This window comes from Microseira wollei NIES-4236 (assembly GCF_020521235.1).
GTDB lineage: Bacteria > Cyanobacteriota > Cyanobacteriia > Cyanobacteriales > Aerosakkonemataceae > Microseira > Microseira wollei.
Genome location: NZ_BLAY01000005.1, coordinates 37390 through 51434 on the forward strand (window position 1 = coordinate 37390; position 14045 = coordinate 51434).

Sequence of the window (14045 nt, forward strand, 5' to 3'; positions counted from 1 at the left end):
ATTTTGGATTAGGTTTCTTCTTCGGGCGATCGCTTCGGGGTTCCCAACTCGTCTGGCAAATCTTCCAGACTGCAATTTAAAGCTCGACAGAGGGCTTTAATTTGAGGAATAGTCAAACTAGGTTGATACTCGCCACCCTCCCAAGCTTGAACAGCTCTGGTAGAAACTCCCAGTAACTTTGCTAGTTGCTCTTGGGTTAATTGTACTTTTCTTCTTAACACCTTCAAAGGACTTTCCGGTGCGTCTACTTCTCGTTTTTTCTTGACCATGTTAACCATAATGGATGACCTCGTAATGCTAAATTTGTTGCAATTGACTAATTCAGCCCTTCCTGTGGGCGCTTACAGCTATTCCGAAGGTTTGGAACAGCTAGTTTCTTGGGAAACTATTAAAGATGAACCGAGTTTGAAACATTGGTTAGAACGGGAACTAACCTGCGGTGCAATTCGGTTAGAAGCGGCGGTGATGTTGCGAGCTTATCAAGCTGCTAAACTGGGCAATTTAGAGAGGTTGAGTTATTGGAATGCTTGGGCGTCAGCGGCGAGGGAAACTGAAGAATTACGCCAGCAAAGCTGGCAAATGGGACGCGCTTTAACGCGCTTGCTGCAACAGTTGGAACCGCAGCTAATGCCGATGGTGAACGCTTGCGGGAGTCATTGTAATTATGCGATCGCTTTCGCCATTGTCGCCGCCCACTGGCAAATAACCGATAAAACCGCCGTACTCGGATACTTACACAGTTGGGCTACCAATTTAATCGGTGCTGGGGTTAAACTGATTCCCTTGGGGCAAACTGCCGCTCAACAGTTGCTGCTAAATTTACATATCAGCATCGTTGAATCGACGGAAAAAATTTTAGCTTTGTCAGATGATGACTTGAGCAGTTGCAGTTGGGGATTAGCAATAGCAAGTATGGCTCACGAAACCCAATATACTCGGTTATTTCGCAGTTGATTTATTTGGCTAATTGCTAATTGCTAATTGCTAATTGCTAATTGAAGCCATAATCGATTATCTTCTATCTCCTTCATGGTAATTGATGCCTCCTGATTTAATTTCGCCAATCAGATGTAGCTTTTTACACCTCAAACCTAGCTTATCCAATTATCTAGGTGGCGTCTACCATAAAAACGGAATTTTACTGAATCTTTATCTAAATAATTAGATTAATATTTATCCAAACATTGTTTAAAGATTGCATAAAGAAATGGGCTTAAATATACTGAATTTACTTAAAAATTTAAAATAGTTTATGAAGAAAAAAGTGGGTTTGGTGCAGCAGTTGCAAATCGACAAAGTTTTGGTAAAGTTGGTGTAAAATGAACAGGAATTACGCAGAAAGATACTATCACCTTTGTTTCTGGCTGCGAAAGAAACAAAGGTGATTTGCGTAAGTCCTGACGAAGAAAGCGCTCGCAACCAATTAAAAGTTCCAGTAAATTTACGGATAATAGCTGTTAGATGCTTTAATTAAAATAACTGGATCGGGAGAAACCATCTATGACTGGGTTTCGCGTGGGAATTGCAGGCCCGGTGGGGTCGGGAAAAACGGCGTTGGTCGATGCATTGTGCAAGGGGATGCGCCAGCAATACAGCATTGCGGTGGTGACCAACGATATTTATACCCAGGAGGATGCTCAGTTTTTGGTCAGGAGTCAGGCGTTGGAGAGTTCGCGCATCGTCGGCGTGGAAACTGGCGGGTGTCCCCACACGGCAATTCGGGAAGATGCGTCGATGAATCTAGTCGCCATCGAACAGATGGAAAATCGCTTTAACAACCTCGACCTAATTTTCGTCGAAAGCGGCGGCGATAACCTCGCTTCTACCTTTAGTCCAGAATTGGTGGATCTGACAATTTACGTGATTGATGTGGCGGCTGGTGATAAAATTCCCCGTAAGGGCGGCCCCGGTATCACCAAATCGGATTTACTGGTGATTAACAAAATTGACCTCGCTCCCTTGGTAGGTGCTTCTTTGGGCATTATGGAACGGGATGCCAAAAAAATGCGCGGCGATAAACCATTTGTCTTTACCAATTTAAAAACTCAGGAAGGACTTTCTTTTGTCATCGAGTTTATTAAACTGCACTTAGGCGAAACAACCGAAGCATCTTGGCTAATGGCTAATGGCTAATCGCTAATGGCTCGCCGATACAATAATGAGCAATGAGCAATGAGCAATGAGCAATGAGCAATTACCCATTACCCATTACCCATTACCCATATTTGTAGTATTTTTTGGAAAGGATTCATAGGTTTCATTCCATGCAACAGCTCTTTCACACGATTAACCGTTGGAAAAAATACTACACGCGGCTAATTTTATCAGTCGCGGCGCTCTTGCTGTTTACCATCTTGGTGGCAGCACCCGCAAGTGCTACTGGAGTTTATCAGATGCCGAGTTTAGCAGCTTTTGATCCCACGCGAGTACTCGACGAAGCGGAAGTCCTCAGCCGCGCCACTGAAGGTAAAATTAGCAACGCACTGAATAATTTAGCCAAGACTACGGGTAACGAAGTCAGATTTGTTACCATTCGCCGCCTCGACTACGGGGAAACCATCGACAGCTTCACCGATGGGTTATTTGAAAAGTGGTTTCCCACTGCTGATGACCAAGGGAATCAAACGTTATTGGTGATGGATACTTTAACCAATAACACTGCGATTCGGACGGGGGATAAAGTCAAATCCATCCTTTCTGATGAAATTGCCGATAGCGTGGCGTCGGAAACCGTTTTAGTGCCTTTGCGGAATGGGGAAGCGAAATACAACCAAGCATTTTCCGATGCAAGCGATCGCTTAGTCGCCGTCTTATCCGGACAACCGGATCCAGGCGCACCCCAAATTGCCGATAACATTCAAGTCGAAGGCACTTTTAAAAAGGCCGAAGAAACCGACCAAGGCAACGCTACAATCTGGGTCGTTGGCTTGTTAATTGCCGCTACGGTCATCCCGATGGCAACTTATTTTTGGTATCAAGCAATCGGGTCATAGTCCCAATTGCCAAACCCGGTTTCTTTGAGGGAAATCGGGTTTAACAGTTCCTAGTTATCTAGTTATGGCTGCTAATCGCTAATAGCTAATGGGAGCAGTCAAAATTTTACAATTAGCCATTAGCCATTAGCCATTTAAGCAACAGATAGGTTTATAGCTAGCAACTTACATTATTAGTCTTGAACGTACTCTTCCCCGCTAATCAGTGCCATTTGGGCCCGCACAAATTCTCGCCCCAAATAAGCGGCATGGTCTAACATTGTCACCGGACAGGGCTTGGTTTCTTCAAAAATTTTGACGCAAAGTTCCTTCGCGGTTCTACCAGTATATAGGGTTTCGTGGGTGCGTTGTACTTTACCCTTGGCGGGAATCACTTTTCCGGTTTCCGGATCTACGGCTAAACCCTGTTCGTTAATCGCATTGGTGAAGTGCTTGGCACAAATTAGTCCAGCATCTCGCTCCAGATAGATAATAAAATATCCACCCGGATCTAGGTCAATATGACGATGGGATAGTTGATTATCAATTTCAGCAATTTGATTAATTTGTGCGGTTTTTTTCTGTTTTTTTTGGTCGGATAGTTCAATGCGTTGGCGAATAGCTTCCTCTGCGATGCGGATATTTTCTTCGATTGGTTCGCCTTCAGGAGTCGTCATTGGGCCATACCAAGTCGCTTCTGAATCGGGTGGATTACGGCGACTAAATAATACGCGGATAGCTTCATCATCATCTCGGTGTGACAAGATATAGGTTCTTAATTCTGCGTTGCTCATTTTCTCAAAGTTCGGTTTCATCCAAAAACCTCCATTGTCCATTTTGGGGTACAATAATTTGCAGCTCATCCCCTGCCAAAATATACACTTCTCCAGTTTGAGCGTTAAAGCGGAAAACTTGGATGTCCCTATAGCAGTTAGACAGCATGTGACAAACGCGCAGACAAGCTAGAGCTTGTTCGTTGGTGGGAGTAATTGTCTGTTCCTCAATTGTGACACAGAGAATACAATACAACGGTTGCGTTGCATTCAGGAATCTGCATCGGAGAAGGTTACTTCCCCATCCGGGTTGAGTTGAACTTCGCGACGGCTAAAGGGAATATCCTGATTAATGGCGTCGATTTCTTGCCGTTCAATTTCGTTGACTTCGCTAATATAAGACCGGAGAATTTGAGACAGACGAGGGTTGTAAAAGCGGTGTAAGCTGTGATTGGCTGTAGCGGGGAAACCGCGACGTTTTTTATGCTGACCTCCCGCACCTGGATCGAAAATTTGGATGTTGTTTGCGATCGCCCACTCAATCGGCATATAGTAACAAGCATTAAAGTGCAAGCTGTCGATCTCGTGGGTAGAACCCCAGTAGCGTCCGTAAAGGCGATCGCCTTTAGTGATGCAAAAAGACATCCCCGTTGGATGGTGGGAATCGTACTCGCTATAAGCGGCGACAAATAACACCCGATGACGATAATGGTGATGCAGTTGCTCAAAAAACTTCTTTGTCAGATACTTGCTGCCCCACCAGCCAAATTTATCGCAATGGTCGCTGTAAAATTTGTACATGGTGGGAAATAGCGACTTGGGAATTTCATCCCCCGTGAGAGTTACCAATCGCAACCCTGCTGTTTCTACTGCTTTGCGTTCCCGCTTGATATTGCGGCGCTGGTTGGCATTAAAAACTTGCAAATAATCATCAAATGTGTTAAAGCCAGAATTTTGCCAAACGTAGCTGTGGTGCATCCAACTGGTGAAACCGTGGCGTTCGATTATCGGACGCCATTCGGGGTCAACGTAGAGGAAATTACAACCAGAAATTTGGTGGCGAGCGCAAAAATGGTCGATCGCCCCTACCATTAATTCAGTCAGTTGATCTTCATCTTCTCCAGGGGCAATTAAAAAGCGATAACCTTCCGCTGGAGTAAACGGCGTCATCCCCAACAGTTTCGGGTAATATTGCACGCCCAACCGATAAGCTAGATCTGCCCATTGGTGGTCAAAGACAAATTCGCCGTAACTGTGACCTTTGACGTAAAGCGGAGCGGCGGCGATGAGTTGGCGATCGCGCCACACGGTAAGATGGTTGGGTAGCCAACCTGCCTTCGGAGTCGCACTGCCAGAAGTTTCTAGATTATTCAACCACTCCCATTCTAGAAATGGAGTTTTGAGCGGCATGGCGAGGGCGTCCCACGCTGTCTGAGGAATTTCAGCAATCTTGTTAATCCAGGAAACAGAATAGCGAGGTAATAGCTGTTCTACCATTGGGGAAACTGGGAGCGCGAAAAATAAACTTTTTTTAGGGTAACAAGATTCTGCAAGAAGTCCCCCATCGTCACTCCCTCAGTTTACTCGTTTCGGTGCCTGAAGAATTCGTATTATTGAACCGCGAAGACGCAAAGGACACGAAGGAAGAAGAAGGAAGAAGTAGATAATCTTCTATCGGGAAGGGAGTAAAGCAGCAATTGCTCGGTCACCACAATCAACAGCTGCGGCTAGGTGATGGAAATTTGCACCGTACCGAAACATATCTATCGAAATCGTTGAGGAGTGGATAAAGCGATCGCAAAGCTAACAGGACTTACCCAAGGACGAACCCAGAAACCGGGTTTCCAAAACCCGGTTTCTTTACGTAATATCGAGTCCGGTAGTATCGAACTCGTATGGTTAATGGTTTTGTAGGGGCGGGTTTTACCAGACATCTTTGATCCCAAGCGAATTGTATTGATAAACCCGCCATAAGCGCGATGCCGATGCCAGCGGACATGATATAAGTCCTGTATATGTAGGGTGCGTTAACGCAGTGTAACGCACCATCTCCACAAAGCTTGTTGATCAAGCCTCGCGATCTGAAATAGTCAGTCCTGTATATGTAGGGTGCGTTAACGCAGTGTAACGCACCATCTCCACAAAGCCTGTTGATCAAGCCTCGCGATCTGAAATAGTCAGTCCTGTATATGTAGGGTGCGTTAACGCAGTGTAACGCACCATCTCCACAAAGCTTGTTGATCAAGCCTCGCGATCTGAAATAGTCAGTCCTGTATATGTAGGGTGCGTTAACGCAGTAACGCACCATCTCCACAAAGCTTGTTGATCAAGCCTCGCGATCTGAAATAGTTTTTGGCTCTTTATTTTGACCTGGGTATTCTCCCCATTGCTGAATTAATTTTGCCACTAAACCAGTCCAACCAGTTTGATGGTTAGCACCAATTCCAGCGCCAATGTCCCCATGAAAATACTCATAGAAAAGAATCAGGTTGCGCCAATTTTCGTCATTTTGAAACTTGTCAATGCCGCCATAAACAGGACGCCAATCATTTTTAGATCCAGGCTGGAAGGGATTGGGAGCCGGATGTTTGACAAAAATATTTATCAATCGACGAGATAACTCCATCGATACTTCCCATAAATTCATTTCCTTGACTTCCCCATTCCCAGTTGGACATTTGACTTTAACCTCATCTCCCCAGTAATAATAAAACTTCTGGAGCGACTCAATAATCAGAAAATTCACAGGCAGCCAAATCGGGCCGCGCCAATTAGAATTGCCCCCAAACAATCCATACTTTGATTCCGCCGGTTCGTATTCTACGCGATATTGCTGCCCTTGTACTTGCAATACATAAGGATGCTGCTCGTGGTATTTTGACAAAGCCCGTATCCCGTAATCGCTCAAAAATTCTTTTGCATCTAACATTCTGTTCAATATCTGTTGCAGTCGCTCTTTATTCACCAGCGACAAATACAAGCCTTTTCCCTTGGTGGCAACAAGATCGATATTTTTGTGTTCCGTAAGTTGTGGCCGATTCTTAACAAACCAATACATGCGTTTTTTGAAATCGGAAGCTAAATATTTATCCACAATTTCTTTTTCAATTGTTTCCACAGCAAACAGTGGAATTAGCCCCACCATCGATCGCACTTTCATCGATAGCGCCCCCGACTTATCCGCACCGGCTACCTTACCGGGAGGAGCCTTCAAGATATCGTAGTAAAATTTGTCAGCGTCGTCCCATATATCGACATTCTCACCTCCAACTTTATTCATCGCATCCGCTATCAGCAGGAAATGCTGAAAAAATTTGGATGCCATATCTTCGTAGTTGGATCTGCCAGATTTTGTCACCAGTTGCTGATAATTTTCGCTCAGTTCCTTATCTTTTTGTTCCAGAGCCAGGTTCTCATATTTTTGGCGCATTTCTTCATATTTTTGCGCCAAATCCTTATCTTTTTTTGCCAGTTCCGTCGCAATTTTCAGCATATTAAGACAGTACATTCCCATCCAGCTAGTACCATCTGACTGCTCTATACTTGCGCCATCAATAGTAATGTTGCTCCGGTCGATTGCACCAATGTTGTCTAACCCTAAAAATCCGCCTTGGAAGATATTGTTACCTTCTGCATCCTTACGGTTCACCCACCAGGTAAAATAGAGAGATAACTTCTGAAAAACGTCTTCCAAAAAGTTTGTATCGGCTTGACCGTACATCTTTTCTTCTATTTTGTAAACGCGCCATGCAGCCCAAGCGTGAACGGGCGGATTCACATCCCCAAAATTCCACTCATAAGCTGCCATTTGACCGTTAGGATGCAGATACCATTCCCGCGTGAATAGATATAGTTGCTTCTTGGCAAATTCCGGATCTATCAGCGCCAAAGGAATCGTATGAAAAGCCAAATCCCAAGCAGCAAACCAAGGATATTCCCATTTATCTGGCATCGAGATAATATCCTCATTAAATAAATGAGTCCATTCGCGGTTTCTGCCCGATTTACGCTGTTCTGGAGGCTTGGGCTGATTTGGATCGCCATTGAGCCAGTCGTATACTACATAGTGATAAAATTGCTTGCTCCACAACATACCAGCGAAAGCTTGTCGCTGCACGGAACGCATATCATCTGAAATCGGATACGGACAAACAGCCTGATAAAATTCATCTGCTTCCTGCTGTCGCTGGCGGAAGATATTATCAAAATCAGTACCGAATGGGTCATCTAAATTTTCTAGATCGCTGAGGCGCAGGCGCACAATTTTTGTTTCCCCTGGAAGCACTATTAATTCGTAATGCGCTGATGCTTTTGTGCCTACTTGATTGGGATTTACTGTCTGTTTTTGACCGGAAGACAGAATATAATCGTTGATGCCATCTTTGACATAGGAAGAATTCTTTCCCCAGCCAAATCTTTCTTTATTAGTTTCGTTTTCTGTGTAGAGGAGTTCTTTAGGCGCTTCGCAATACAGCCATCTTTTTCCTAAACTGCCATCGTTACACCAAACTTCTATTACGCTTAAGTTAGGTTCTGACTTAACTGTCTTTAAGGATTTATCTTCTTTTTTCTGAGTGTGATATCCCCAAGACCAAGTATTGCGAAACCAAAGCGTCGGTAAAACGTGTAGTTTGGCTATTTCTTTACTTCGATTGGTGACAGCAATTCGGAGCAGAATATCTTCCGGTGAATTTTTGGCGTACTCTACAGAAACATCAAAGTAGCGATTGTCATTAAAAATACCAGTATCCATTAGCTCAAATTCAAAAGCTGCTGGATTTGTGGATTTCCGACGCCGATTCTCTTCAATTAACCAGGCATAAGGAAAAGCTTGTTGCGGGTATTTATACAGACAACTCATGTAAGAATGAGTGGGTGTATTGTCAGTATAAAAGTAATATTCTTTGACATCTTCCCCGTGATTGCCTTCGCTATTAGTTAAACCAAACAGCCTTTCTTTGAGGATGGGGTCTTTTTCATTCCACAGAGCGATCGCCAAACAAACATTCTGGTGATTATCCGAGATTCCAGCAATACCATCCTCACCCCAACGATAGGCGCGAGAACGAGCTTGAGCGTGGGAAAAATAGTCCCAAGCAGCACCATTATCGCTGTAATCTTCCCGCACCGTTCCCCACTGGCGATCGCTCAAATACGACCCCCACCGCTTCCAATATTGGGTTTTATTGCGGTCTGCTTCCAGTCTCTTCCATTCAGCTGTATTTTTAATCTCTGACATCGTTCCCTCCACTGTTTGTACTATATTAACGTAAGTTGCAGTGAAAATTTATATCTTTTCCCCAAATTTTTACAGCAGGAATAGCTAAATTTTACCAGGCTTCTCTGCCGCCTTACTAAATTCAGTTATTTTGGGCATTTTGACGCTTGTCACTAGCAATTTGCGATCAAGATATAAAATTACCATAAGTTCTAACGATATACCTTAACGGTGGGGCGTAATTAGCCATTCATAAAATGTTATACTTCCCACTCCATAGCACAAAAAGTTCAGATTTTATTTGGGCAAAAAAGTATGAAGATTTGCTGCAAATACGGTGTGGGGGATGGGACAAAGCCAGGACTTACGCAGTCGCTTGCCATCACCAAAGTTTCGACCTGGAACTCTAGTTTCCTTGCTCAAGGATTTTTCACAGAAACTTTGGTGTTTGCGTAATATCATGTTTGGTGAATTGCCCATAATAAAAAAACCTCACCGCGTCGTTGCGTAGGGAACATTATTAACGTTATCTGTTTGTCCGAGATATCTATTATGTTCCCTACTCCTAATTTTGGGTAATCGACCGGACATGATATAAGTCCTGAAAGCGAAATTGCTCAATTAGATTGGAATATTAACCGTTTGAATAACAGCTTAGTTGAGTTATACTTAGGACGGTGATAAACTGGCAGAAAAGGTGGTTCCCAGGCAAGAATAGCAAAGCTATCACAGTTAGCAATTAGCAATTAGCAATTAGCAATTAGCAATTACGTCAAGTGAAACTCAAGCAAACAATGGGGCTGGAAGCAGGCAGCCAACATTGTCTGCTTTGGCATCACCGTTACTTTCGTTGCCGGCGGTAATGTAGAAACAATTCATGCTCGACTTGAGAAACCGACAACAGTTCTAAACGCGGTGCTTGAACAGTTAAAAATCCTGCGCCTTCTACGGGAGTGGGAGCCGTGGCGCCGCCGATAATTAACGGACAAACGGTGAGCCAGAATTCGTCGATTAAATCTTCTGCCACTAGGGAAGCGACGAGTTCGCCGCCGCCTAGAACGGCAATTCGCTGCAAACCCAATTGTGCCATCTCCGAGAAGGCAGCGTGCCAGTCAATGCCTTTATCGCCTCCATTAGCGACTAAAATGCGATCGAATCCCGGCTGTTGTTCCCATCGCTTTGCTCCTTCTGGGGTGGTAAGCAACCAACGAGGGATGGGTTGACTAAAGAATTTGATTTGAGGGTTGATTTCGGCGTTGCGGGAGCAAATAATTTGGATGGGTTGGGGGGGTTGTCCTTGTTGTTCTCGTTGTTTGAGGAGTTCGGGGTTAGTCACGGGTAACACGGTTTCGCCACGGCGGATGGTAGTCGCACCGACTAGAATGGCATCAGCTAAAGCGACTTGGGTTTCCAGGTGGTCTTTATCGTTAGGAGAACCGAATAGAGTGGGCGATCGCGCCGCATCGGTTATCTTACCATCGGCACTCATTGCTAGAATCGCTGTCGTCTGGGGTCGAGTCATCGGTTTATGAGGTAGAGTCAGGTAGCGCCTATCACAGAACATGGTACTGCCGTTGTCGCCCATCAAGGCGACAAAGCAGATGGGTAATCTTGTCCCCTTCTATAATTGTGTTTATGACTCGAAAAAGTAGACTGACTCAAGGCGTGCGACGTTGTCGAGCAAAAAATGGTAAGAAAATCCCGCTCATACCTGATGGAGGAACCTGCTTGAGCAGTCATTGGTCAAGCGGCGATAGTAATGACCGATGACAAGCGCGTCGGTAGAATTAGTTGGTGTTGGGGATTCCACCTTAAAATAGAGACGGTTTATGGCAAAGCCAGATAATTCTATATTCCATCGCCTTTTGCGATCGCCCATCTTGAACTTCATGGCTGAACCCCGGGAATCTTCCTTTCGTCGCATCCTGCTGTCCCGCATTTTGCTGCTCTCTGTCCCGGTTCTACTCGTGGGGGAGTACGTCACCTATCGCAAGGCACGCTCTAGCCTGCTAGAAACCGCTCGTCAAAACCTCACCGAAAGCGCCATCCGCAAAGGTGAAAGAATTGGCGAGGCAATTGAAGCGCTACAAGCTAACCTGATTACCGCCTCCGATACCGCTATTCTACATTCAGGCTCAAAAGAGGAGTCGCAACAATTCCTGGAGCAGCTGCAACAACAACTGCCGACGAAGATTCAGTGCATTCAATTGATCAACTTACAGAGCGGTCAACCTGTCAACAGTACCTGCGGAGAACCAGGGATTGTTGCGCTTTCAGCTTCTTTATGGCCTCAGCAGCCAACTCAATTGCTGCCCAGCCGCTCTAGCGTGCGTGTAACGACTCTACTCCATCCTAAATCCCCTCTGGGGGCACAGACAGCCGCTCCAACAACTCCCAACGGTCAACTGCAACTGGTTTTAAGCGCACCCGTTTACAACCGCGCTGGGCGATTGCGCTACGCCTTAAGCATTCAGTCAAGCTTGTATCAGCAACGCAATGATAAGCAAGGGTCGCTTTATGGCTCTACGGTCGTGATTGACCAAGACGGCACTATTTTAGAGCATCCGATTGCGGACCGAGTTGGACGTAATATTGCCGAGGAAACAGATGCGGCGCGACTGCAAAGCGTGCTGAAAAATGCCCTCGCTGGCGCGCAGGATTTTTTACACATATACGACTTTGAAAGCAAAAATATAGAATCGGTGGTAGGGTATACGGCAATACAGAACCCTATAAGTAAAAACCCAGAGGATAAATGGGTGATTTTAGCCGTTGCCAGCATAGACAACGCGCTATATGGCCTGGAAGAAATTAAACAGGTAATGTTCAATTTGATTTTGGGGTTGTTAGCGGCTAACTTATTGGCAACTTTGTATATATCTCGCGATCTGGCTCGTCCGTTGGAAAAACTGGAAGACTACGCGCTCAACGTCCAAGGTCGAGGGGGATCGGAACGGATACCGAGCAACTTTAAAATCCGCGAATTTAATCATTTAGCGCTCGCGCTCAATACGATGGTGGATCGCTTGACGGCTTGGGCAGAACAGGTAGAATCGGCTTGGAAAGAAGCGCAAGCAGCTAATCAATTAAAAAGCGAGTTTTTGGCGAATACTTCCCACGAGTTGAGAACTCCGTTAAATGCAATTATTGGTTGTATTCGCTTGGTGAAAGATGGCTGCTGCGATGACGAGGAAGAAGAAAGAGAATTTCTACAAAGAGCAGATGATGCGGCGATTCACCTGCTGAAGATTATCAACGAAATATTAGATTTATCAAAAATAGAAGCAGGAACGCTAACTGTCGTAACCGAACCCTTGGATATGCGCTCGCTGCTGCAAGAAGTAGTCGATATGCAAATGGTTCAACTAGATCAAAAAGGTTTACAGTTGCATTGGGTTCCCCCAACTGAACCAATGCCGGTTCAAGCCGATCCGGCGAAGCTCAAACAAGTTGTCCTCAACGTGGTTAGTAACGCAATTAAATTTACCGACGTTGGTAGCATCTCGATTAAGATGGAAATCCCATCAGGTACAAACAAAGTTATACTCACCGTCCGAGATACGGGATGCGGCGTTCCACCTGAACAACAGCAAAAACTGTTTCGTCCCTTTGTAATGGCTGACGGTACTAGAACCCGCAAGCACGGCGGTACCGGACTGGGATTGGCGATTTCGCGCAAGTTAATGGAACTGATGGCAGGTACGATAACTTTATACAGTCCAGGGACGGGTAAGGGAACGACGGTTGAGATTGCTATGCCCGCGATCGCAGCAGCCCGCTTGAGCGGCAGCGGTAACGAAATACCGAGTAAAATCAGCGATGCTGATTCTGTAAGCGTTGCTAGCGATTCTAACGGGTACGCTAGTCCCGTTCTGGGCGAGACGAATATCCCAAATGCTTCCAAGCAGCAGTAGTGGCGACTCTCCCCCGTGGAGTGCGGTGAATAAATCCAATTTGCATTAAATAAGGTTCGTAAACTTCTTCAATGGTTTGGGTATCTTCACCCGTTGCGGCGGCGATCGCTTCCAATCCCACTGGCCCGCCTTTAAAATTATTAATCATTACACTCAGCATCGTGCGGTCTGTCCAATCCAAACCGCATGGGTCTACATTGTAAACTTCCAGTGCTTCGGCGGCTATTTCTAGATTGATCGCACCCGCAGCTTTGACTTGAGCATAATCTCGCACCCGTTTCAGCAAGCGATTGGCAATCCGGGGGGTTCCCCTGGAACGGCGGGCAATTTCCTCTGCACCTTCTGGGGTAATTTGCACCTTGAGAATTTCCGCTGTGCGTTGCACAATTAAGGTGAGTTCGTCGGGTTCGTAGAAGCGCAGGCGTTGGATCAGTCCGAAGCGATCGCGCAATGGCGAAGTCAATGACCCCACCCGCGTCGTCGCCCCCACTAAAGTAAATGGCGGTAACGATAAACTACGAGTCCGCGCCGTTTGTCCTTTCCCGACTGTAATATCAACCCGAAAATCTTCCATCGCCGGATAGAGTAATTCTTCCGTCATCCTGGTCATGCGATGAATTTCATCAATAAATAGAATATCTCCCGGTTTTAGACCCACTAACAACCCCACAATATCCCGCGGACGTTCTAACGCCGGTGCAGCCGTAATTTTACACCCCACCCCCATTTCCGCCGCCAAAATTAAGGCCATCGTGGTTTTTCCCAAACCGGGAGGGCCATATAATAACAGGTGATCCAGGGTCTCGCCTCGACCTTTTGCCGCTTTGATGGCAATTTCCAGCACAGTCTTTAAATCTTTTTGTCCGATATAGTCTGCCAGTCTCTGGGGTCTAATTCCTTCTTCTAATTGATCGAGTTCTTCGCTGTTGGCGCTAGGTTGCAATAATTCTGACCGAGTTGGCGCATCGCCAGACTTGCGCTTGGCTTTTGACTTTTGCTGCTGCGGTTGACGATCTGGTTCGGTTGGCTGTTTAGAAGAAATTATCGCCATAATTGCCAATTTAGTTCAAGACTCGAAATATATCTGCTTACAGAAGATTCTGTTGCGCCAGACTCTCGATTATCATGACATTTTTTGACACTCCCCGCCCTATAAGGGCATATGCAG

13 protein-coding genes and 1 pseudogene are annotated in these 14045 nt (G+C 45.5%); 4 read left to right on the forward strand and 10 right to left on the reverse strand.

All coding sequences use genetic code 11. The features are described 5' to 3' along the window. Nucleotides 1-8: 8 nt before the first annotated feature. Nucleotides 9-278 (reverse strand): helix-turn-helix transcriptional regulator, encoded by a 270-nt coding sequence (locus MiSe_RS02945; RefSeq protein ID WP_226574505.1) that lies wholly within the window; start codon nucleotides 276-278, stop codon nucleotides 9-11. A 1-nt stretch (nucleotide 279) separates the two neighbouring features. Here MiSe_RS02945 and MiSe_RS02950 point away from each other — a divergent pair, with 1 nt between their 5' ends. The 3 genes from MiSe_RS02950 (at nucleotide 280) to psb32 (ending at nucleotide 2993) form a co-directional block, all read left to right on the forward strand. Next, on the forward strand, nucleotides 280-954 hold the full coding sequence (locus tag MiSe_RS02950; protein WP_226574507.1) for an urease accessory protein UreF: 675 nt from the start codon (nucleotides 280-282) through the stop codon (nucleotides 952-954). A gap of 546 nt (nucleotides 955-1500) precedes the next feature. Further along, a complete protein-coding gene (gene ureG / locus MiSe_RS02955) occupies nucleotides 1501-2133 on the forward strand; it encodes an urease accessory protein UreG (protein WP_226574510.1) in 633 nt (210 codons plus the stop codon). 131 nt (nucleotides 2134-2264) lie between these two features. Further along, entirely contained in the window at nucleotides 2265-2993 is a 729-nt protein-coding gene (gene psb32 / locus MiSe_RS02960) for a photosystem II repair protein Psb32 (RefSeq protein ID WP_226574533.1), read from the forward strand. 173 nt (nucleotides 2994-3166) lie between these two features. Here psb32 and MiSe_RS02965 read toward each other — a convergent pair whose 3' ends face one another. The 8 genes and pseudogenes from MiSe_RS02965 to MiSe_RS02995 all read right to left on the reverse strand — a co-directional run bounded on the left by MiSe_RS02965 (nucleotide 3167) and on the right by MiSe_RS02995 (nucleotide 10854). Next, nucleotides 3167-3538 carry a DUF4346 domain-containing protein gene (locus tag MiSe_RS02965; RefSeq protein ID WP_226574707.1) on the reverse strand — a complete coding sequence of 124 codons (372 nt, stop codon included), beginning with the start codon at nucleotides 3536-3538 and terminating at the stop codon, nucleotides 3167-3169. A gap of 96 nt (nucleotides 3539-3634) precedes the next feature. Further along, nucleotides 3635-3835: pseudogene (locus tag MiSe_RS52530) on the reverse strand (DUF6887 family protein); the annotation flags it as partial. Next, nucleotides 3771-4001: a DUF6888 family protein gene (locus MiSe_RS02970; protein ID WP_226574536.1), complete on the reverse strand. Its 231-nt coding sequence runs from the start codon at nucleotides 3999-4001 to the stop codon at nucleotides 3771-3773. The pseudogene MiSe_RS52530 and the gene MiSe_RS02970, both read right to left, overlap by 65 nt. A gap of 14 nt (nucleotides 4002-4015) precedes the next feature. Further along, nucleotides 4016-5242, reverse strand: a complete 1227-nt coding sequence (locus tag MiSe_RS02975) for a GNAT family N-acetyltransferase (RefSeq protein WP_226574539.1) — start codon at nucleotides 5240-5242, stop codon at nucleotides 4016-4018. Between the two features lie 266 nt (nucleotides 5243-5508). After that, nucleotides 5509-5679: a hypothetical protein gene (locus tag MiSe_RS02980; RefSeq protein WP_226574542.1), complete on the reverse strand. Its 171-nt coding sequence runs from the start codon at nucleotides 5677-5679 to the stop codon at nucleotides 5509-5511. 392 nt (nucleotides 5680-6071) lie between these two features. Next, a complete protein-coding gene (locus MiSe_RS02985; RefSeq protein WP_226574545.1) occupies nucleotides 6072-8984 on the reverse strand; it encodes an MGH1-like glycoside hydrolase domain-containing protein in 2913 nt (970 codons plus the stop codon). An 820-nt stretch (nucleotides 8985-9804) separates the two neighbouring features. Beyond that, complete coding sequence (locus tag MiSe_RS02990; RefSeq protein WP_226574548.1) at nucleotides 9805-10485, reverse strand: RibD family protein; 681 nt, start codon at nucleotides 10483-10485, stop codon at nucleotides 9805-9807. Nucleotides 10486-10668: 183 nt separating this feature from the next. Next, on the reverse strand, nucleotides 10669-10854 hold the full coding sequence (locus MiSe_RS02995) for a hypothetical protein (protein ID WP_226574552.1): 186 nt from the start codon (nucleotides 10852-10854) through the stop codon (nucleotides 10669-10671). On the opposite strand from MiSe_RS02995, the gene MiSe_RS03000 reads away from it, so the two are divergent. Then, nucleotides 10853-12877 (forward strand): sensor histidine kinase, encoded by a 2025-nt coding sequence (locus tag MiSe_RS03000; RefSeq protein ID WP_226574555.1) that lies wholly within the window; start codon nucleotides 10853-10855, stop codon nucleotides 12875-12877. The two genes, MiSe_RS02995 and MiSe_RS03000, sit on opposite strands and share 2 nt — an antisense overlap. Here the strand turns inward: MiSe_RS03000 and ruvB are convergent. Further along, nucleotides 12825-13928 (reverse strand): Holliday junction branch migration DNA helicase RuvB, encoded by a 1104-nt coding sequence (ruvB, locus tag MiSe_RS03005; RefSeq protein ID WP_226574562.1) that lies wholly within the window; start codon nucleotides 13926-13928, stop codon nucleotides 12825-12827. The two genes, MiSe_RS03000 and ruvB, sit on opposite strands and share 53 nt — an antisense overlap. Between the last annotated feature and the right edge of the window lie 117 nt (nucleotides 13929-14045).